This is a genomic window from Streptomyces sp. NBC_00012 (genome assembly GCF_045040875.1).
Lineage (GTDB): Bacteria > Actinomycetota > Actinomycetes > Streptomycetales > Streptomycetaceae > Streptomyces.
In genome coordinates this window covers 933,795-954,809 of the sequence record NZ_CP108310.1, presented here as the reverse complement: position 1 = coordinate 954,809, position 21,015 = coordinate 933,795, and the positions used below count along the sequence as shown (strand labels likewise).

The following is a 21,015-nucleotide window of genomic DNA, read 5'->3' as shown; positions in this document are numbered from 1 at the left end:
GACAAGCACGAACTTTCCTGCACGACTCACGGGAGCGATGTACTGATGGCGGATGAAGAGAAGCTGCGCGAATACCTGGCACGGGTGGTCGCCGAGCTCCAGCAGACGCGCCAGCGGCTTCGCCATGCCGAGTCGGAGGAGTCGGAGCCCGTCGCCATCGTCGCGATGAGCTGCCGCTACCCCGGTGACGTGCGCTCCCCGGAGCAGCTGTGGGAACTGGTGGCGTCCGGTGGCGACGCCGTCGCGGAGTTCCCCACGGACCGCGGCTGGGACCTCGAGAAGCTGTACGACCCCGACCCGGAACACGTGGGTACCTCCTACGCGAACAAGGGCGGATTCCTCTACGACGCCGCCGAGTTCGACCCGGGCCTCTTCGGGATCAGCCCGCGTGAGGCGCTGGCGATGGACCCGCAGCAGCGGCTCCTCCTGGAGACCACCTGGGAGGTACTGGAGCGCGCCGGCATCGACCCGCTCTCCGTGCGCGGCAGCCGCACCGGCGTCTTCATCGGAGCCTCCACCCAGGGGTACGGCATCGGAGCGGGGGCCGCCCCGGGCTCGGACGCGCACGCCCTGACCGGCGACGCGGCATCCGTCCTCTCCGGCCGCGTCTCCTACACGCTGGGTTTCGAGGGTCCTGCGGTGACCGTCGACACGGCGTGCTCGTCGTCCCTGGTCGCCCTGCATTGGGCGATCCAGGCCCTGCGCTCGGGCGAGTGCACCCAGGCCGTCGCCGGCGGCGTCACCGTCATGTCCAACCCCGGTGTCTTCGTGGAGTTCTCCCGTCAGCGGGGCCTCGCCATGGACGGCCGGTGCAAGGCGTTCGCGGAGGCGGCGGACGGCACGGGCTGGGGCGAGGGCGTGGGCCTGCTGCTCCTGGAGCGCCTTTCGGACGCCCGCCGCAACGGCCACGAGGTCCTCGCGGTCATCCGCGGTTCCGCCGTCAACCAGGACGGCGCGTCCAACGGTCTGACTGCCCCCAACGGGCCGTCCCAGCAGCGCGTCATCAGCCAGGCGCTGTCCGGGGCCCGGCTCTCCCCGACACAGGTCGACGTCGTCGAGGGGCACGGTACGGGTACGATGCTCGGCGACCCCATCGAGGCGCAGGCACTGCTGGCCACCTACGGTCAGGAGCGCCCCGAGGGCCGGCCGCTGCTGCTCGGTTCGATCAAGTCGAACATCGGTCACACGCAGTCCGCCGCCGGTGTCGCGGGCGTCATCAAGATGGTCATGGCGATGCGCCATGGTGTGGTGCCCAAGACCCTGCACGTGGACGAACCGTCTTCCCACGTGGACTGGTCGGCCGGGGCTGTTGAGCTGGTCAGCGAGCCGGTGGAGTGGCCGAAGACGGGCGAGCCGCGCCGTGCGGGCGTCTCGTCCTTCGGGATCAGCGGCACGAACGCCCACGTGATCGTCGAGCAGGCGCCGGAGGCGGAGGAGCCGGAGGCGGCTGTGGCTCCGGTGTCGTTGCCGGTGGTGCCCTGGCTGGTCTCGGGACGCTCCGTGGCGGCACTGGCGGCGCAGGTGGAGCGGCTGAGGTCGTTCGTCGCGGAGCGCCCCGGAGGCTCTGAGCCGTCGCCGGTGGATATCGGTTTCTCGCTGGCGACGACGCGCGCGGCGCTGGAGCACCGTGCGGTGCTGATCGGCGGCGAGCGGGTGGCCGAGGGTTCGGTGTCGCCCGGCAGGACGGGTGTGCTGTTCTCGGGCCAGGGATCGCAACGGGTCGGTATGGGCCGGGAGTTGTACGAGGCCTATCCCGTCTTCGCGGACGCGTTCGACGCGGTGTGTGCGGAGCTGGACCGGCACCTGGAGACGCCTCTTCGTGAGGTGGTCTTCGAGGGCGGCGAACTGCTGGATCGGACGCAGTTCACGCAGGCGGGCCTGTTCGCGCTGGAGGTGTCGCTCTTCCGTCTCGTAGAGGCGTGGGGTGTGAAGCCGGATTATCTGCTGGGTCACTCGATCGGTGAGCTGTCGGCCGCGTACGTGGCCGGGGTGTTGTCCCTCGAAGACGCTGCCGCCCTCGTGGCCGCGCGGGGTCGTCTGATGCAGGCGCTCCCGACCGGTGGCGCGATGGTGTCGTTGCAGGCGGCGGAGGGCGAGGTCCTGCCGTTGCTGGTCGAGGGTGTGTCTGTCGCGGCGCTCAACGGGCCACGATCCACGGTGATTTCGGGTGACGAGGCGGCGGTTCTTGAGATCGCCGCGCACTTCGAGGGCGAGGGTCGTAAGACCAAGCGCCTGCGGGTCAGTCACGCCTTCCACTCGCCGCGCATGGACGCCATGCTCGACGACTTCCGTGCGGTCGCGGCGAGCCTGACCTTCAACACCCCGCAGGTTTCGATCGTCTCGGACGTGACGGGTGAGGTTCTGTCCGCCGAGGAGGTCCAGGACCCTGAGTACTGGGTGCGCCATGTCCGTGAGGCCGTCCGTTTCCTGGACGGCATCCGCACGCTGGAAGCCGAAGGCGTGACCGCGTTCCTGGAGCTGGGCCCGGACGGCGTGCTGTCCGCGATGGCGCAGGACTGCGTGACGGCCGGCTCCGAGGGGAGCGATGAGCTCACCTTCGTACCCGTTCTGCGCAAGAGTCGTGAGGAGCACAAGAGCCTGCTCACCGCCCTCGCTGAACTGCACGTGAATGGCAAGACCGTTGACTGGTCGGCGTACTTCGCCGGCTCGGGTGCGCGTCGCGTGGATCTGCCCACCTACGCCTTCCAGCACGAGCACTACTGGCCGGAGGCCGGTTCGCCATTCATGGCGGATGCGTCCACCTCGCTCGCCTCCTCGGCGGACGGTGCGTTCTGGGCCGCGGTGGAGCAGGAGGACGTGGATGCCTTCGCGGCGGCTCTGGGCTCGGACGAGCTGGAGTCGTTGGGCGCGGCGCTGCCGGTCCTGTCGTCGTGGCGTCGGCAGTCCCGTGAGGTGGCGGTCGCCGATGCGTGGCGTTACCGGGTGACGTGGCAGCCGGTTCCGGGTGGTGCGGATCGTGCCGGGCTGTCCGGGCGGTGGCTGGTGGTGTCGTCGTCGGCGTGTGCGGATCATCCGGTGGTTGCGGGGATGCGTGCGCGTGGCGGCGAGGTCGTGGAGTGGCTGGTGGAGGGTGGTGAGGTGAGCCGTGGGGCGCTGGCTGCGCGGTTTGCCGAGGATGCCTCCGGGTTCGCCGGTGTGGTGTCGTTGCTGGCCCTGGGCCGGGAGGGTGCGGCGCTGGGCACGTTGGCGCTGGTGCAGGCGCTGGGCGATGCGGAGCTGTCCGTGCCGTTGTGGTGTCTGACGCGGGGTGCGGTGTCGGTGGGCCGCTCCGATGGTGCGGTGGATGCGGTGCAGGCGCAGGTGTGGGGTCTGGGGCGGGTGGCCGCGCTGGAGCAGCCGGGCCGTTGGGGTGGGTTGATCGATCTGCCCGAGACGTTGGACGAGCGGGCGGTGGCCCGTGTGTGTGCCGCGCTGACCGGCACAGGCACGGGCATCGGTACCGGTGCCGGTTCTGCTGGTGAGGATCAGCTCGCGGTACGTGCTTCGGGTGTGTACGGGCGTCGCCTGGTGCACGCGCCTGGTAGCAGTCGTGCTGCGTCGGGTGGTTGGTCGCCGCGTGGGACGGTTCTGGTGACGGGTGGTACGGGTGCGCTGGGTGCGCATGTGGCTCGTTGGGCGGCCGGTAACGGTGCTGAGCGGTTGGTGCTGACGAGCCGTCGTGGTCCGGACGCTCCTGGCGCGGTCGAGTTGGTGGCCGAGCTGGAGGGCTTGGGTGCGGTGGTGGAGGTCGCCGCGTGTGACGTGAGCGACCGGGAAGCGCTGGAAGAGCTGGTGGTAGGTCTCCGGCAGGCCGGTACGCCGGTCCGCTCCGTCATCCATGCTGCCGGCCTGGGGCAGATGACGGCGCTGTCCGACATGAGCGCCGAGGAATTCACCGAGGTGCTGCGGGCGAAGGTGGATGGCGCCACGCACCTCGATGCCCTGTTCGGTGCCCCGGACAGCGGCGGGTATCCGGGCGACGGCGACAGCCAGGGACTGGATGCCTTCGTGCTGTTCTCGTCGATCTCCGCCGTCTGGGGCAGCGGTGGTCACGCTGCCTACGCCGCGGCCAATGCTCACCTCGACGCCCTCGCCCAGGACCGGCGGGCCCGCGGCCTGACCGCGACCTCCATCAGCTGGGGGCCGTGGGGCGAGGGCGGCATGATCGAGGACGTCGGCGAGGCGGAGCTGCGCAGGCGTGGACTGCCCACGCTGGCACCGGAGTCGGCGGTCACCGCGCTCCACCAGGCGCTGACGGAGGACGACACCCATGTCGCCGTGGCCGATGTCGACTGGGAGCGGTTCGCGCCCGCGTTCACCGCGATGCGCCCGAGCCCGCTCCTCACGGGCCTGCCCGAGGTGCGCGAGCTCGCGGAGAGTTCCGAAGGCGCCGCCGGGGGCGCGCACGACGACGCGGACTCCGAGCTGCGGCGACAGCTCGCGGGCCTCTCCACCGCCGAGCGCGACGCCGAACTGCTCGAACTGGTACGCCGCGAGACCGCGGCCGTCCTCGGGCACCGCAGCGCCGACGCGGTGCCGGCCGACCGGGCGTTCCAGCAGCTGGGCTTCGACTCGCTCACGGCGGTCGAGCTGCGCAACCGGCTGACCAAGGAGTCCGGTCTTTCTCTGCCGGCCACCCTGATCTTCGACTACCCGACCCCGGCGGTACTCGCCAGACATCTCAGGACCGAGGTGTTCGGCGAAGGCGCCGTCGCGGCGGACAGCGCGCCGGTGGCCGTGGACCGCGCCGACGACCCGATCGTCATCGTCGGAATGAGCTGCCGTTTCCCCGGTGGAGCGGAGTCTCCGGAAGCGCTGTGGGAGCTGCTCACGGCCGGTGCCGACGGCATATCGGGCTTCCCGGAGAACCGCGGCTGGGACCTGGGCTCGCTGTACGACCCGGACCCCGACGGCGTCGGTACCTCCTACGTCGCAGAGGGCTGTTTCCTGCATGACGCGGCGGATTTCGATCCGGCGTTCTTCGGTATCTCGCCGCGTGAGGCGCTGGCGATGGACCCGCAGCAGCGGCTGCTCCTGGAGACCTCCTGGGAGGTCTTCGAGCGGGCGGGCATCGACCCGACGTCGCTCAGGGGCGACCGTATCGGCGTGTTCACCGGCACCAACGGCCAGGACTACGGCTATGTGCTGGGCGGCGCGGGTGACGAGGTCGTGGGCTACGGCGCCACGGGCAGCTCGGCGAGTGTCCTGTCCGGCCGCGTCTCGTACACGCTGGGCCTTGAGGGCCCGGCGGTGACGGTGGACACGGCGTGCTCGTCGTCCCTGGTCGCCCTGCACCTCGCGGCGCAGGCCCTGCGCGACGGCGAGTGCTCGATGGCGCTGGCGGGCGGCGTCACCGTCATGTCGATGCCGGGCACGTTCGTGGAGTTCTCCCGGCAGGGCGGCCTGGCTCCTGACGGCCGCTGCAAGGCGTTCGCGGAGGCGGCGGACGGCACTGCCTGGGGCGAGGGTGTGGGTGTACTGCTGGTCGAGCGCCTCTCGGACGCCCGCCGCAACGGCCACGAGGTCCTCGCGGTCGTCCGCGGTTCGGCGATCAACCAGGACGGCGCTTCCAACGGCCTGACCGCGCCCAACGGCCCGTCCCAGCAGCGCGTCATCCGCCAGGCCCTGGCCGGCGCGGGCCTTTCGGCGGCGGACATCGACGCCGTGGAGGCGCACGGCACGGGTACGACGCTGGGCGACCCGATCGAGGCGCAGGCGCTGCTCGCGACGTACGGCCAGGAGCGCCCCGAGGGGCGTCCGCTGTGGCTCGGTTCGGTGAAGTCGAACATCGGTCACACGCAGGCCGCCGCGGGCGTCGCCGGGATCATCAAGATGGTCATGGCGATGCGGGCGGGAGTTCTGCCCCAGACCCTGCACGTGGACGAGCCGTCCACCCATGTGGACTGGTCTGTCGGTGCCGTCGAGCTCCTGAGGGAGTCGGTGGAGTGGCCGGAGACCGGCGCACCGCGTCGTGCGGGTGTCTCCTCGTTCGGTATCAGCGGCACGAACGCGCATGTGCTGCTGGAGCAGGCGCCGGTGGAGGCCGAGCCGGTGGTTGTGGCTCCGGTGGTGTTGCCGGTGGTGCCGTGGGTGGTGTCGGCGAAGTCGGAGGCGGGGCTGGCGGGGCAGGTGGAGCGGCTGAGGTCGTTCGTCGCCGAGAACCCCGGCCTGTCGCCGCTCGATGTCGGGTTCTCGCTGGTGACGTCGCGTGCGGTGCTGGAGCACCGGGCGGTGCTGATCGGTGAGCGGACCGTGGAAGGCGCGGTGACTTCTGGCAGGACGGGTGTGCTGTTCTCGGGTCAGGGTTCGCAGCGGGCGGGGATGGGGCGGGAGCTGTACGAGGCGTATCCCGCCTTCAGCGAGGCGTTCGACGCGGTGTGCGCGGAGCTGGACCGTCACCTGGACCGGCCCCTGCGCGAGGTGGTCTTCGAGGGTGGTGAGCTGCTGGACCGGACGCAGTTCACGCAGGCCGGCCTGTTCGCGCTGGAAGTGGCGCTGTTCGAGCTGGTGACGTCGTGGGGCGTGAAGCCGGACTATCTGCTGGGTCACTCGATCGGTGAGCTGTCGGCCGCCTGCGTGGCCGGGGTGCTGTCGCTGGAAGACGCGGCGGAGCTGGTGGCGGCGCGGGGTCGTCTGATGCAGGCGCTCCCGGCGGGCGGCGCGATGGTCTCGTTGCAGGCGGCGGAGGACGAAGTCCTGCCGCTGCTGGTCGAGGGCGTCTCGATCGCGGCGCTCAACGGACCACGCTCCACGGTGATTTCCGGTGACGAGGCGGCGGTTCTCGAGATCGCCGCCCGCTTCGAGGGCGAGGGTCGCAAGACCAAGAGGCTGCGGGTCAGCCACGCCTTCCATTCGCCGCGTATGGACGCGATGCTCGACGAATTCCGGGCGGTTGCCTCGGAACTGACCTTCAACGCACCGCAGCTGCCGATCGTGTCCGACGTGACGGGTGCGGTCCTGTCGGCCGAGGAGATCCAGGATCCCGAGTACTGGGTGCGCCACGTCCGTGAGGCGGTCCGTTTCCTGGACGGTATCCGCGCCCTGGAGTCCGCGGGCGTGACCGCGTTCCTGGAGCTGGGTCCGGACGGTGTGCTCTCCGCGATGGCGCAGGAGTGTGTTGCCTCTGACTCCGGCGAGCTCGCCTTCGTGCCCGCCCTCCGCAAGAACCGAGACGAGCCCGACGCACTCCTCACCGCCCTCGCCGAACTCCACGTACGCGGCCGGGCAGTTGACTGGCCGACGTACTACACCGGCACCGGCGCCCGCCGTATCGACCTGCCCACCTACGCCTTCCAGCACGACCACTTCTGGCCCGCCGCTGCGGTGTGGGCCGGTGACGCGACCGCGTTCGGGCTGCGGTCGGTGGGGCACCCGATGCTCGGTGCGGCGATGACGCTCGCCGACGCGGACGGCCTGATGATGACGGGGCGGCTGTCGTTGCAGTCGCACCCCTGGCTTGGCGATCATGTGGTCCTGGGCTCTGTCCTCCTGCCGGGCACGGCCTACGTGGAGCTGGCGCTGCAGGCCGGCGAGCGCCTCGGATGCGGTGTCCTCGAAGAGCTGACGCTGCAGGCGCCCCTGGTGCTGCCCGAACGCGGCGGAGTCGCGGTTCAGGTGACGGTCGGTGCGGAGGACGCGGACGGGCGGCGTTCCGTCGCCCTGCACTCGCGGCCCGCCGAAGGTGACGACGAGGCGCCGTGGCGGCAGCACGCGGCAGGCATGCTGGCGTCGGCCGATGTCGTCGCCGGTGCGTCCGCCGCCGATGCCGCCGACGGAGGAGAGCCGGCCGCGTGGCCGCCGCGGGACGCCGTTCCCGTTGCCGTCGAGGGGCACTACGAGAACCTGGCGGAGCGTGGCTACGGCTACGGGCCGGTGTTCCAGGGGCTGCGCGCGGCATGGCGGCGCGGTGAGGAGATCTTCGCCGAGGTCGCGCTGCCCGACGGCGCGGACGCCGACCGGTTCGGGCTCCACCCCGCGCTGCTCGACTCCGCCCTGCACGCGCTGGGCCTGCACGGTGCGGAGAACGCAGCCAAGGAGAACGCCGGCGCGGCCGCCGGCGTCGGCCTGCCCTTCGCCTGGTCCGGAGTGTCGCTGTACGCGGTGGGTGCCGCCGCGCTGCGGGTGCGGATCACCCCCACGGTGTCGGGCGTCGGCCTGGAGGTCGCCGACGGCACCGGGGCACCCGTGGCCCGCGTGGACTCCCTGGTGCTGCGTCCGGTGTCCGCCGAGCAGTTGGCGGTGCCCGGTACCGAGCCGGACCAGCTGTTCCACCTCGCATGGTCGCCGCTGGCCGTGTCGCCGCCGCCCGCGGACGAGCCCGCCCGGCGGTGGGCGTTGCTCGGCGACGAGGACCGGGCGGTGCCCCACGGTGCCGAGCCGGCCCGGGATCTGGCCTCCGTGTCCCAGGACGTCGACGCTGTCGTCGTCCTGCACGCCTCCGAGGCTGCGGCCGATCTGGCGAGCGGTGTGCGCCGCGACGTCCAGGAGCTGCTCGCGCTGATCCAGGAGTGGCTGGCCGACACGCGCTTCGCCGACGACATCCCGCTCGTCGTCGCGACCCGCGGCGCCGTCGCGGCGAGCGGCGAGGACGAGGTGTCCGACCTGGCGGGTGCCGCGGCCTGGGGACTGATCCGCTCGGCACAGTCCGAGAACCCCGGCCGCCTGGTCCTGGTCGACCTCGACGGACACGACGACTCGTACGCCGTGCTGACCACGGCGCTGGCCACGGGCGAGCCCCAACTGGCCCTGCGGGCAGGCGATGTCCTCGTGCCGCGGCTCGCTCGCGTCACGTCCGACGGCGCCCTGGTGCCCCCGTCCGGCGACGGCCCGTGGCGGCTCGACATCACGGAGAAGGGCACTCTTGACAACCTCGCCCTGACCCTGTGCTCCGACGCCGCCGCGCCGCTCGCCCCCGGAGCGGTCCGGGTCGGCATGCGCGCCGCGGGAGTCAACTTCCGCGACGTCCTGATCGCCCTCGGCATGTACCCCGGTGACGCCACCATGGGCATCGAGGGCGCCGGTGTCGTCCTTGAGGTCGGCCCCGGCGTCACCGGACTCGCGCCCGGCGACCGCGTCATGGGTCTCTTCTCCGGCGGGTTCGGCCCGGTGGCGGTGACCGACCGCCGCACCTTGGCACGGATCCCGGACAGCTGGTCCTTTACCGAAGCGGCATCGGCCCCGGTCGTCTTCATGACCGCCTACTACGCGCTGGTCGACCTGGCGGGACTGCGGTCCGGGGAGTCCGTCCTCGTGCACGCCGCGGCCGGCGGCGTCGGCATGGCCGCCGTGCAGCTCGCCCAGCACCTGGGGGCCGAGGTCTACGGCACGGCGAGCACCGGCAAGTGGGACGTGCTGCGTTCCCTCGGGCTCGACGACGCGCACATCGCCTCGTCCCGCACCCTCGACTTCGAGGGCCGGTTCCTCGACGCCACCGAAGGACGCGGCGTCGACGTCGTCCTGGACTCCCTCGCCCGGGAGTTCGTGGACGCCTCGCTGCGCCTGCTGCCGCGCGGCGGCCGGTTCATGGAGATGGGCAAGACCGACATCCGCGACGCGCACGCGGTGGCCGAGGCGTGCCCCGGCGTCGCGTACCAGGCGTTCGACCTGATCGAGGCCGGGCCCGAGCGGATCGGCCAACTGCTGACCGAGGTCCTCGCACTCTTCGAGAGCGGCGCGCTCAAGCCGCTCCCGATCCGCACGTGGGACGTACGCCACGCCCCGGAGGCGTTCCGTTTCCTCGCCAAGGCCCGCCACGTCGGCAAGGTCGTCCTGACCGTGCCCGAGCCCGTGGAGCGGCACGGGACGGTGCTCGTCACCGGTGCCACCGGCGCGCTCGGCGCCCTGGTGGCACGCCACCTCGTGGCCGAGCACGGCGTACGCGGCCTGGTGCTGGTGGGCCGTCGCGGTGCGGACGCGCCCGGCATGAGGGAACTGGCGGACGAACTGAAGTCGGCCGGCGCCGACGTGGCACTCGCCGCCTGCGACGTCGCCGACCGCGACGCGCTCTCGGCGGTCCTCGCGGCGATCCCCGACGAACGGCCGCTGACCGGCGTGGTGCACGCCGCCGGGGTGCTCGACGACGGAGTGGTCTCGTCGATGACGCCCGAGCGGCTCGACACGGTACTGCGTCCCAAGGTCGACGGCGCGGCCCACCTGCACGAACTGACCGCGGGCCTCGACCTGTCCCTGTTCGTCACCTTCTCTTCCACGGCGGGCGTACTCGGCGGCCCCGGCCAGGCCAACTACGCGGCCGCCAACGCCTTCCTCGACGGCCTGGCCCAGCAGCGCAGGGCTCACGGGCTGACCGCGACCTCACTGGCCTGGGGCCCGTGGGCCTCGGCGGACGGCATGCTCGGCCGGCTCGACACGGCCGACGTGGAGCGGATGACCCGCTCCGGCATCCTGCCGCTCACCGACGAGCAGGGCCTCGCCCTCTTCGACACGGCCCTGGACGGCGCACGCGCCGCCGTGCTGCCCGTCGCCCTGGAACTCACCGCTCTCCAGGCACAGGCCACCGCGGGCGTGCTGCCCGGCCTGTTCCGAGGGCTCGTCCGAGCCCCCGGCCGGCGCAAGGCCCTGGCCGCCGCGGCGGGCGCGTCTACGCTCGGACAGCGACTCGCGGGGCTCGCCCCGGAGGAACGCGACCGCGAGATGCTGGACCTCGTCCGCACCCAGGCAGCCGTCGTGCTCGGCCACGCCGGGCCCGAAACGGTGGGCTCGGAGAAGCAGTTCAAGGAACTGGGTGTCGACTCGCTGACCGCCGTCGAGCTGCGCAACCGTCTGAACGCCGCGCTCAGTGTCCCGGGCCTGCGACTGCCCGCGACCCTCGTCTTCGACTACCCCACCCCCGCCGCGCTCGCGGCCTTCCTCCTGACCGAGGTCCTGGGCGTCGTCCCGGAGACCACGAGCACGCTGCCCGACGCGGCCGCCGCGGACGGCGACCCCATCGCCATCGTCGGCATGAGCTGCCGATTCCCCGGCGACGTACGCTCGCCCGACGAGCTGTGGCGGCTGCTGCTCGACGGCGGCGACGCGATCACGGCGTTTCCCGAGGACCGCGGCTGGCACGCCGCCCGGCTGAATCCCGCCGAATCGGCGGACACCGGCATGACCGTCGTGCGCGAGGGCGGCTTCCTGTCCGGAGCGGGCGACTTCGACCCGGGCTTCTTCGGGATCTCGCCGCGTGAAGCCCTGGGCATGGACCCGCAGCAGCGACTGCTCCTCGAAACCGCCTGGGAGGCCTTCGAACAGGCGGGCATCGACCCGGCCACCGTCCGGGGGAGCGCGACCGGAGTGTTCGCGGGCGCGTCCTCGAACGTGTACGGAGCCGGGGCCCAGCTGCCCGAGGGCTTCGAGGGCAACGCCCTGACCGGCAGCGCGACCAGCGTCGTGTCGGGCCGGGTGGCCTACACGTTCGGCCTGGAAGGCCCGGCCGTCACGGTGGACACCGCGTGCTCCTCCTCGCTGGTCGCCCTGCACCTCGCGGTGCAGGCGCTGCGGTCGGGCGAGTGCACGATGGCCCTGGCCGGCGGCGTCACCGTCATGGCCGACCCGGGCATCTTCGTCGAGTTCAGCCGTCAGCGCGGTCTGGCACCCGACGGCCGCTGCAAGCCGTTCGCGGAGGCCGCCGACGGCACGGGCTGGTCCGAGGGCGTCGGCATGGTCCTGGTGGAGCGTCTCTCGGACGCCCGCCGCAACGGCCATGACGTCCTCGCGGTCGTCCGGGGCAGTGCGGTGAACCAGGACGGCGCTTCCAACGGCCTGACCGCGCCCAACGGACCGTCCCAGCAGCGCGTCATCCGCCAGGCCCTCGCCAACGCGGGCATCACCGCCGATGAGATCGACGCCGTGGACGCGCACGGCACGGGCACCCGACTCGGCGACCCGATCGAGGCGCAGGCGCTGCTCGCGACGTACGGGCAGGAGCGTCCGGAGGACCGGCCGTTGCTGCTGGGTTCGATCAAGTCGAACATCGGCCACACGCAGGCGGCTGCCGGTGTCGCGGGCGTGATCAAGATGGTGCAGGCGATGCGCCACGGCGTGCTCCCGCGCACCCTGCACGTGGACGAGCCGTCCTCGCATGTGGACTGGTCTGCCGGTGCCGTCGAGCTCCTGAGGGAGTCGGTGGAGTGGCCGGAGACCGGCGCACCGCGTCGTGCGGGTGTCTCCTCGTTCGGTATCAGCGGTACGAACGCGCATGTGCTGCTGGAGCAGGCGCCGGAGGTCGAGGAGCCGGCGGTGGTTGTGGCTCCGGTGGTGTTGCCGGTGGTGCCGTGGGTGGTGTCGGCGAAGTCGGAGGCGGGGCTGGCGGCGCAGGTGGAGCGGCTGAGGTCGTTCGTCACCGAGAACCCCGGCCTGTCGCCGCTCGATGTCGGATTTTCGCTGGTGACGTCGCGTGCGGTGCTGGAGCACCGTGCGGTCCTGATCGGTGAGCGGACCGTGGAAGGCTCGGTGACTTCTGGCAGGACGGGTGTGCTGTTCTCGGGTCAGGGTTCGCAGCGGGCCGGTATGGGACGGGAGCTTTACGAGGCGTATCCCGCCTTCAGCGAGGCGTTCGACGAGGTGTGCGCGGAGCTGGACCGTCACCTGGACCGGCCCCTGCGCGAGGTGGTCTTCGAGGGTGGTGAGCTGCTGGATCGGACGCAGTACACGCAGGCCGGCCTGTTCGCGCTGGAAGTTGCGCTGTTCGAGCTGGTGACGTCGTGGGGCGTGAAGCCGGACTATCTGCTGGGTCACTCGATCGGTGAGCTGTCGGCCGCTTACGTGGCCGGGGTGCTCTCTCTCGAAGATGCTGCCGCTCTGGTGGCTGCCCGGGGTCGCCTGATGCAGGCGCTCCCGACGGGCGGCGCGATGGTGTCGTTGCAGGCGGCGGAGGACGAGGTCCTGCCGCTGCTGGTCGACGGTGTGTCCATCGCCGCACTCAACGGGCCGTCCGCCACCGTGATTTCAGGCGATGAGGAGGCGGTGCTTGCCATCGCCGCGCACTTCGAGGGCGAGGGTCGTAAGACCAAGCGGCTGCGGGTCAGTCATGCTTTCCATTCGCCGCGTATGGACGCGATGCTGGACGACTTCCGGGCGGTCGCGGCGAGCCTGACCTTCAATGCCCCGCAGCTTCCGATCGTGTCCGATGTGACGGGTGAGGTCCTGTCGGTCGAGGAGATCCAGGATCCCGAGTACTGGGTGCGTCACGTGCGTGAGGCCGTTCGTTTCCTGGACGGCATCCGCACTCTGGAAGCGGAAGGCGTGACCGCGTTCCTGGAGCTGGGCCCGGACGGTGTGCTCTCCGCGATGGCGCAGGACTGTGTTGCCTCTGACTCCGGCGAGCTCGCCTTCGTGCCCGCCCTCCGCAAGAACCGAGACGAGCCCGACGCACTCCTCACCGCCCTCGCGGAACTCCACGTACGCGGCAGGGCAGTTGACTGGCCGACGTACTACACCGGTACCGGCGCCCGCCGTATCGACCTGCCCACCTACGCCTTCCAGCACGACCGCTACTGGCTCTCCGCTCCCGCCGCCCCCGTGGGCGACATCACGGCGGCGGGCCTCAGTGGTGCCGGGCATCCGCTGCTGGCGGCCGGGCTGCGGCTGGCCGGTTCGGACGGGTTCCTGTTCACCGGGCGGCTCTCGGTCGAGACGCACCCGTGGCTCGGCGACCATCTGGTGTACGGCACGGTCGTCGTGCCGAGCACGGTCTTCGTCGAGCTGGCGCTGCACGCGGGGGAGCGGTTCGGCTGCGATTCGCTGGCCACGCTGAACGTACGGAATCCGCTGGTGCTTCCGGAGCGGGCGGGTGTCGCCGTCCAGCTGGCCGTGGGCGCGGCGGACGCGGCAGGGCGCCGCACGGTGGAGGTGTACGCGCGAGCCGAGGCCGACGGCCCCGAGGCGGAGTGGAACCTGCACGCCACGGGCGAACTGGCCCCTGCCCGGCCGCAGTCGGTGGACGAGGCGGACTTCGCCGTCTGGCCGCCGCGGGACGCCGTCGAGGTGACGGCGCAGAGCGTGTACGACGACCTCGCCGACGAGGGCTACGACCACGGCACCGAGTTCCGCGCGCTGCGGTCGCTGTGGCGGCGCGGCGACGAGCTGTACGCCGAGGTCGCGCTGCCCGAAGGTACGGACGTCGACGGTTTTGGTCTGCACCCGGCGCTCCTCGACGCCGCCCTGCACGCGGCGCCGGGCGGTGTGCCGTCCGCGTGGTCCGGAGTGTCCTTGGCGGCTGTGGGCGCGACCGCGCTTCGCGTACGGGTTCGTCCCGCACGCGAGGGCGTCTCGGTGGCCGTGGCCGACGAGACCGGCGGACTGGTCGCGGTGGCGGACCGTGTGAGGCTCGCCCCGGTCTCGCCCGAGCTGCTCCGGAGCGAGACCGGCACTACGGACGCCCTGTTCACCCTGGAGTGGTCGCCGCGGACGGCACCCGTGTCACCGTCGGGCTCCGCGTCGGGCTCCGCGTCGGCTTCGGCGTCGTCGAAGGAAGGCGCGAGGGACTGGGCGCTGTTGGGGGAGTCGGCCGCGTTCGAAGCGCTCGGCATCCCCACGTACGAGGACCTCGCCTCCCTGGACCGGGTGCCGGACGTCGTCTTCTACACCCCCGCATACGACACCGGAGACGGCCTGGCCGCCAGCGTGCGTGACATCGCGAACGCCGTCCTCGCGACGGTGCAGGAGTGGCTGGCCGACGAGCGGTACGGCGACGCGCTCCTCGCCGTCGTGACCCGGGGCGCGGTCACCGCGGGCGACGGCGCGGGCCCGGTCGACCTCGCGGGCGCCGCTGCCTGGGGTCTCGTGCGGTCCGCCCAGTCCGAGAACCCGGGACGGTTGCTCCTCGCCGACCTGGACGACACCTCCCTGGACGTCTTCACCGAGATCCTGGCCGGCGGGGAACCGCAGGTGGCGGTCCGCGAGGGCCGCGTCCTCGTACCGCGCCTCGCCCGGGCCACGCCCCAGGAAGCCCCCGCCGAGCCCGAGTCCGCGTCGGAGCAGGTGTCGGTGCCGGGGACAGAGCCCGAGCGGCACGGCACGGTCCTGGTGACCGGCGCGACCGGCGCCCTCGGTGCCCTGATAGCGCGGCACCTCGTCGCCCGGCACGGCGTACGCAGCCTGGTACTGACCAGCCGCCGAGGCGCCGAGGCGCCGGGTGCGGCGGAGCTCGCAGCCGAGCTGACCCGGGCCGGTGCCGAGGTGACCCTGGCGGCCTGCGACGTCGCGGACCGGGACGGACTTGCCGCGGTGCTCGGCGCGATTCCCGATGAGCGGCCGCTGACCGGAGTGGTGCACGCCGCCGGTGTCGTCGACGACGGCGTCGTGTCCTCGCTGACCGCCGACCGGCTCGACGCCGTGCTGCGGCCCAAGGTCGACGCCGCGGTGCATCTGCACGAACTCACCGAACACCTTGACCTGTCGATGTTCGTCCTGTTCTCCTCCGTCGCCGGAACCTTCGGCTCGCTGGGACAGGGCAACTACGCGGCAGCCAACGCGTTCCTCGACGCCCTCGCACAGGACCGCGCGGGCCGCGGCCTCGCGGCCACATCACTGGCCTGGGGCCCGTGGGGCATCGCGGACGGCATGGTCGGACGGCTGCACGACGGCGACACGAGCCGGATGTCCCGGTCCGGAGTGGTTCCGCTGACCGCCGACGAAGGTCTGGAGCTGTTCGACGCGGGGCTCGCCCTCGACCGCCCGGCGCTGCTCCCCGTCCACCTGGACCTGGCCGTCCTGCGCGCCCAGGCCGGTGTCGGCGCGCTCGCCGGCGTGTTCCGCGGACTCGTCCGCACCAGCTCGCGGCGCCGGGCGGGAGCGCTCGCCGGATCGGTGAAGCTGCTGCAGCGCCTCGCGGGACTGTCCCGCGCGGAACGCGGCAAGGCCGTGCTCGACCTGGTGCGTGGTCAGGCGGCCGCGGTCCTCGGCCACAGCGGCGTCGAAGGGGTGGGCGTCACCCGGCCGTTCAAGGACCTCGGCTTCGACTCGCTGACCGCCGTCGAACTGCGCAACCGGCTCGACCGGGCCACCGGCCTGCGACTGCCCGCGACCCTGATCTTCGACTACCCCACACCCGAGGCGCTGGCCGACTACGTACTCGGGGAGGCCCTGGGCACGCAGCCGGAGCCCGCGGCGGTCGCTCCGGTGACGCGACTCGCGGACGACGAGCCGATCGCGATCGTCGGCATGGGCTGCCGTTACGCGGGCGGGGTGGCGAACGCCGACGACCTCTGGCGCCTCGTGGCCACCGGAGCCGACGGCATCTCGGCCTTCCCCACCGACCGTGGCTGGGACCTGGACGGCCTCTACTCGGAGGTGGCCGACGGCGGGACGTCGGCGACGCTGGAGGGCGGATTCCTCTACGGTGCGGCGGAGTTCGATCCGGCGTTCTTCGGGATCTCGCCGCGCGAGGCAGTCGCCATGGACCCGCAGCAGCGGCTGCTCCTGGAAACCTCCTGGGAGGCCTTCGAGCACGCAGGCATCGACCCCGACTCCGTACGGGGCCACCACATCGGTGTGTTCGCCGGTACCGCCTCGTCCAACTACGGGGTCGGGATGCGACTGCCCGAGGGCGCCGAGGGGCATCTGCTGACCGGCAACGCGACCAGCGTCATCTCCGGCCGTGTCTCGTACACGTTCGGCTTCGAGGGGCCTGCGGTGACCGTCGACACGGCGTGCTCGTCGTCCCTGGTCGCGCTGCACCTGGCGACGCAGGCGCTGCGGTCGGGCGAGTGCACCATGGCGCTGGCCGGCGGCGTGACCGTACTCACGAACCCCAGCATCTTCGCGGAGTTCTCGCGACAGCGCGGTCTGGCTGCCGACGGTCGGTGCAAGTCGTTCGCGGACGCGGCGGACGGCACGGGCTGGTCCGAGGGCGTCGGCATGGTGCTGGTGGAGCGGCTCTCGGACGCGCGGCGCAACGGTCACCGGGTTCTCGCGGTGGTGCGGGGCAGCGCGGTGAACCAGGACGGTGCGTCCAATGGTCTGACGGCTCCGAACGGTCCGTCGCAGCAGCGGGTGATCCGGGCGGCGCTGGCGAACGCCGGTCTGTCGTCGTCGCAGGTGGACGCGGTGGAGGCGCACGGTACGGGTACGACGCTGGGCGACCCGATCGAGGCGCAGGCGCTGATCGCGACGTACGGGCAGGAGCGTCTGGAAGACCGGCCGCTGCTGCTGGGCTCGGTCAAGTCGAACATCGGTCACTCGCAGTCCGCGGCGGGCGTCGCGAGCGTGATCAAGATGGTGCAGGCGATGCGCCATGGAACGCTCCCGCGGACGCTCCACGTCGACAAACCCTCCACCCATGTGGACTGGTCGGCAGGGACTGTCGAGCTGTTGACGGAGCAGACGTCCTGGCCGGAGACGGGAGAGCCGCGCCGTGCGGGTGTCTCGTCGTTCGGAATCAGCGGCACCAACGCCCACGTGATCCTTGAGCAGGCCCCGGCTGAAGAGGCACCGGCTGTCGAGGCCGCCGCGCCGGGCGACACCACGCCCCCCTTCGGGGACACGGTGCTGCCGCTCGTTGTTTCGGCCCGCTCGGCCGAGGCGCTGCGGGCCCAAGCGGAGCGCATCCAGGCTGCGTTGGCCAATACCCCGGACGTCCCGCTCAAGGACCTCGGCAACGCCCTGGCGCTTGGCCGGTCGCGTTTCGAGCATCGTGCGGTGGTGCTTGCGGGTGGTGTGGAGGAGTTGCGGTCGGGTCTGGAGTCGGTGGCGCTGGGTGGTGCTTCGGCTGCCGGTGTGGTGCGTGGTGTGGCGGGGTCCTCGGCTCGTCCGGTGTTCGTGTTCCCGGGTCAGGGTGCGCAGTGGGTGGGTATGGCGGCGGGGCTGTTGGAGTCGTCGTCGGTGTTCGCGGGGCGGATGGCGGAGTGCGGTGCGGCGTTGGAGCCGTTCACGGACTGGTCTCTGCTGGATGTCGTACGTGGCGGGGAGGGTGCGCCTGGGTTTGACCGGGTGGATGTGGTGCAGCCGGTCCTGTGGGCGGTGATGGTGTCGCTTGCGGAGTTGTGGCGGGCGTGTGGTGTGGTGCCGGCGGCGGTGATCGGTCACTCGCAGGGTGAGATCGCGGCGGCGGTGGTCGCCGGGGGTCTGTCGTTGGAGGACGGTGCGCGGGTGGTGGCTCTGCGGTCGCGGGCTCTGCTGGCGTTGTCGGGTGGTGGCGGGATGGTGTCGGTGTCGCTTCCGGTGGCGGAGGTGCGTGAGCGCCTGACCGTGTGGGACGGCCGGATCTCGGTGGCGGCGGTGAATGGTCCGTCGTCGGTGGTGGTGTCGGGTGAGCCGGGGGCGCTGGATGAGCTGGTGGCCTCTTGCACGGGACAAGGCGTGCGGGCGAAGCGGATCGCGGTGGATTATGCGTCGCATTCGGCTCAGGTGGAGCTGATCGAGGAGGAGCTGGCGGGTCTGCTGGCGGGTGTGGTGCCGGTGTCGGGCCGGGTGCCGTTCTATTCGACGTTGACCGGTGCGCTGCTGGATGACACGTCGGGTCTGGACGGCGGTTACTGGTACCGGAATCTGCGCTCCACGGTGGAGTTCGAGCGGGCGGTGCGGGCGGCTGCCAGTGATGGTCTGTCCGTGTTCATCGAGGTGAGCCCGCACCCGGTGTTGAATCTGGGGTTGCAGGAGATCTTCGAGGAGGCGGGCCGGGACGACGCGGTGGCGCTGGGGACCCTGCGCCGCGACGAGGACGAGGCACACCGCTTCATGACCTCGATGGCCGAAGCACACGTCCACGGCGTCGAGCTGGACTGGGAGACGGTGTTCGCGGGGCAGCGGGCCACGCACGTGGACCTGCCCACCTACCCCTTCCAACGGCAGCGCTACTGGCCCGAGGCCATGGCCCTCCCGGCCGCAGGCGTGGCGGACCCGGTGGACGCCGAGTTCTGGGACGCCGTCGAGCAGGGCGATCTCGCGGCGCTGGCCGCGACGCTGGACCTGGAGGAGGTGTCGGACTCTCCGTTGGGCGAGGTGCTTCCGGCCCTCTCGTCGTGGCGGCGGCAGCGACGTCAGAACGCCGCCGCCGACTCCTGGCGGCACCGAATCCACTGGAAGCCACTCGCCGAGAACGCGGCGTCCCTGAGCGGGACTTGGCTCCTTGTGGCACCCGGGACCGGCGCGGGCGGTGAGGCCGGCGAGGCAGTCGGGGCCGTCGCGGAAGGACTGCGCGGGCTGGGAGTCGACGTCGTGCAGTGCGTGCCGGGCGACGTGCTCGACCGCGTGGCGCTGGCCGGGGAGCTGACCGGAGCGCTGGACGGCCGCACCACCGTAGAAGGCGTCCTCTCGATGTGCGCCCTGGACGAGGCGCCGGTCCCCGGGCTGCCGGAGACCACGGCCGGTCTGGCCGCCACGCTGGCCCTGACGCAGGCGCTGGGCGACGCGGACGTGACGGCGCCGCTGTGGTGCCTGACACGCGGGGCGGTGTCCACGGGTCCCGGGGACGGTGCGGCACGCCCGGCGCAGGCGCAGGTGTGGGGGCTCGGCCGCGTGGCCGCGCTCGAACACCCGGACCGCTGGGGCGGGTTGATCGACCTTCCCGAGGTGCTCGACGAGCGTGCGGTGGCCCGGCTGGGTGCGCTGCTCGCCGCGGGCGGCGACGAGGACCAGCTGGCGGTGCGGTCGGCGGGCGTGTTCGCCCGGCGGCTGCTGCCCGCGCCGGCGACGGCGGCGGGCCGGACCTGGGAACCGGAGGGCACGGTGCTGCTCACCGGCGGCACCGGGGCGATAGGGACGCGGGTGGCCCGCCGGCTCGGCGGCAGCGGCGCGGAACACATCGTCCTGATCGGCCGCAGTGGGCTGCGGGCGCCGGGCGCCGAGCGGCTGCGCGACGAGCTCGCGGAGATGGGCGTGCGGGTCACGGTCGCCGCGTGCGACGTTGCCGACCGAGATGAACTGGCCGCTCTGGTAGGCAAGTTGATGGCCGACGGGGAACGGATCACCGCGGTGCTGCACGCCGCGGGCGAGCTGGACGACGGGGTCGTCGACGCGCTGACCCCCGAGCGTCTCGCCCATGCCCTGCGGGCCAAGGCCACCGGTGCGCGCAACCTGCACGAGGCGACGCGGGAACTCGACCTCTCGGCGTTCGTACTGTTCTCCGGTGTCGCCGGCACGGTCGGCGGCGCGGGGCAAGGAGCCTTCGCCGCGGCTGGCGCCTACCTGGACGCGTTCGCCGAGCACCGCAGGGAGCTGGGACTCGCCGCCACGTCCATCGCGTGGGGCCCCTGGGCCGAGGGCGGTCCAGCCCTCGACGACGACACGTTCCTGGAGCGGACGAGCCGGCGCGGTCTTGCCGCCCTGCCGACCGAGCCCGCGGTCACGGCGCTGTACCGGGCGGTGGCACAGGACGGTCCCGTGCAACTGGTGGCGGACATCGCCTGGGACCGCTTCGGTCCCGCGCTCACGGCGGCCCGGCCCAGCCCGCTGATCGGTGATGTGCCGCAGATGCGGGAGATCGCGCGGGCGGCCGAGCAGGCGGGGGAGACCGGCGCGGACGACACGGCGGAGTTCCGGCGTGCCGTGGCCGAGCTCTCGGACGTGGAAATCGGCCAGATGCTCCTGGAGCTGGTGCGTACCGAGGCGGCCGGGGCGCTGGGCTACACCGACATCGAGGCCATCGGACCCAAGCGGCCCTTCCGGGACCTCGGTTTCGAGTCGCTGACCGCCGTGGAGCTGCGCAACCGGCTCAGCACCCGCACCGGCCTGCGGCTGCCGGTGACGCTGGCGTTCGACCACCCCACGCCGGTCATCCTCGCCGCCTTCCTCAAGGGCGAGGCGGGCCGCGACGCGGAGCCGCAGACCGTGCCGGTCCTCGCGGAGCTCGACCGGCTCGAGGCGAGCCTTGCGACGCTCTCAGCGGACCGCACCGCGCGGCACCGGATCGGGGCGCGGCTGAGGGACATCCTCGCCGGCTGGGACGAGGAGCCCGCAGGGGGTGACGGGGCCGCCGTCGCCGAGAAGCTGCAGTCGGCCTCGGCCGACGAGGTCCTGGCATTCATCGACAACGAACTTGGGGCCTCCTGATGCGACGGCACCGTACTTCGGTTCTAT

At 72.2% G+C, this 21,015-nt stretch carries 1 protein-coding gene; it reads left to right on the top strand.

Annotated elements, in window-relative coordinates:
• The first annotated feature begins 42 nt into the window (after positions 1–42).
• Entirely contained in the window at positions 43–20,988 is a 20,946-nt protein-coding gene (locus OHA19_RS43650; protein WP_405753539.1) for a type I polyketide synthase, read from the top strand.
• The last annotated feature ends 27 nt before the right edge of the window (positions 20,989–21,015 follow it).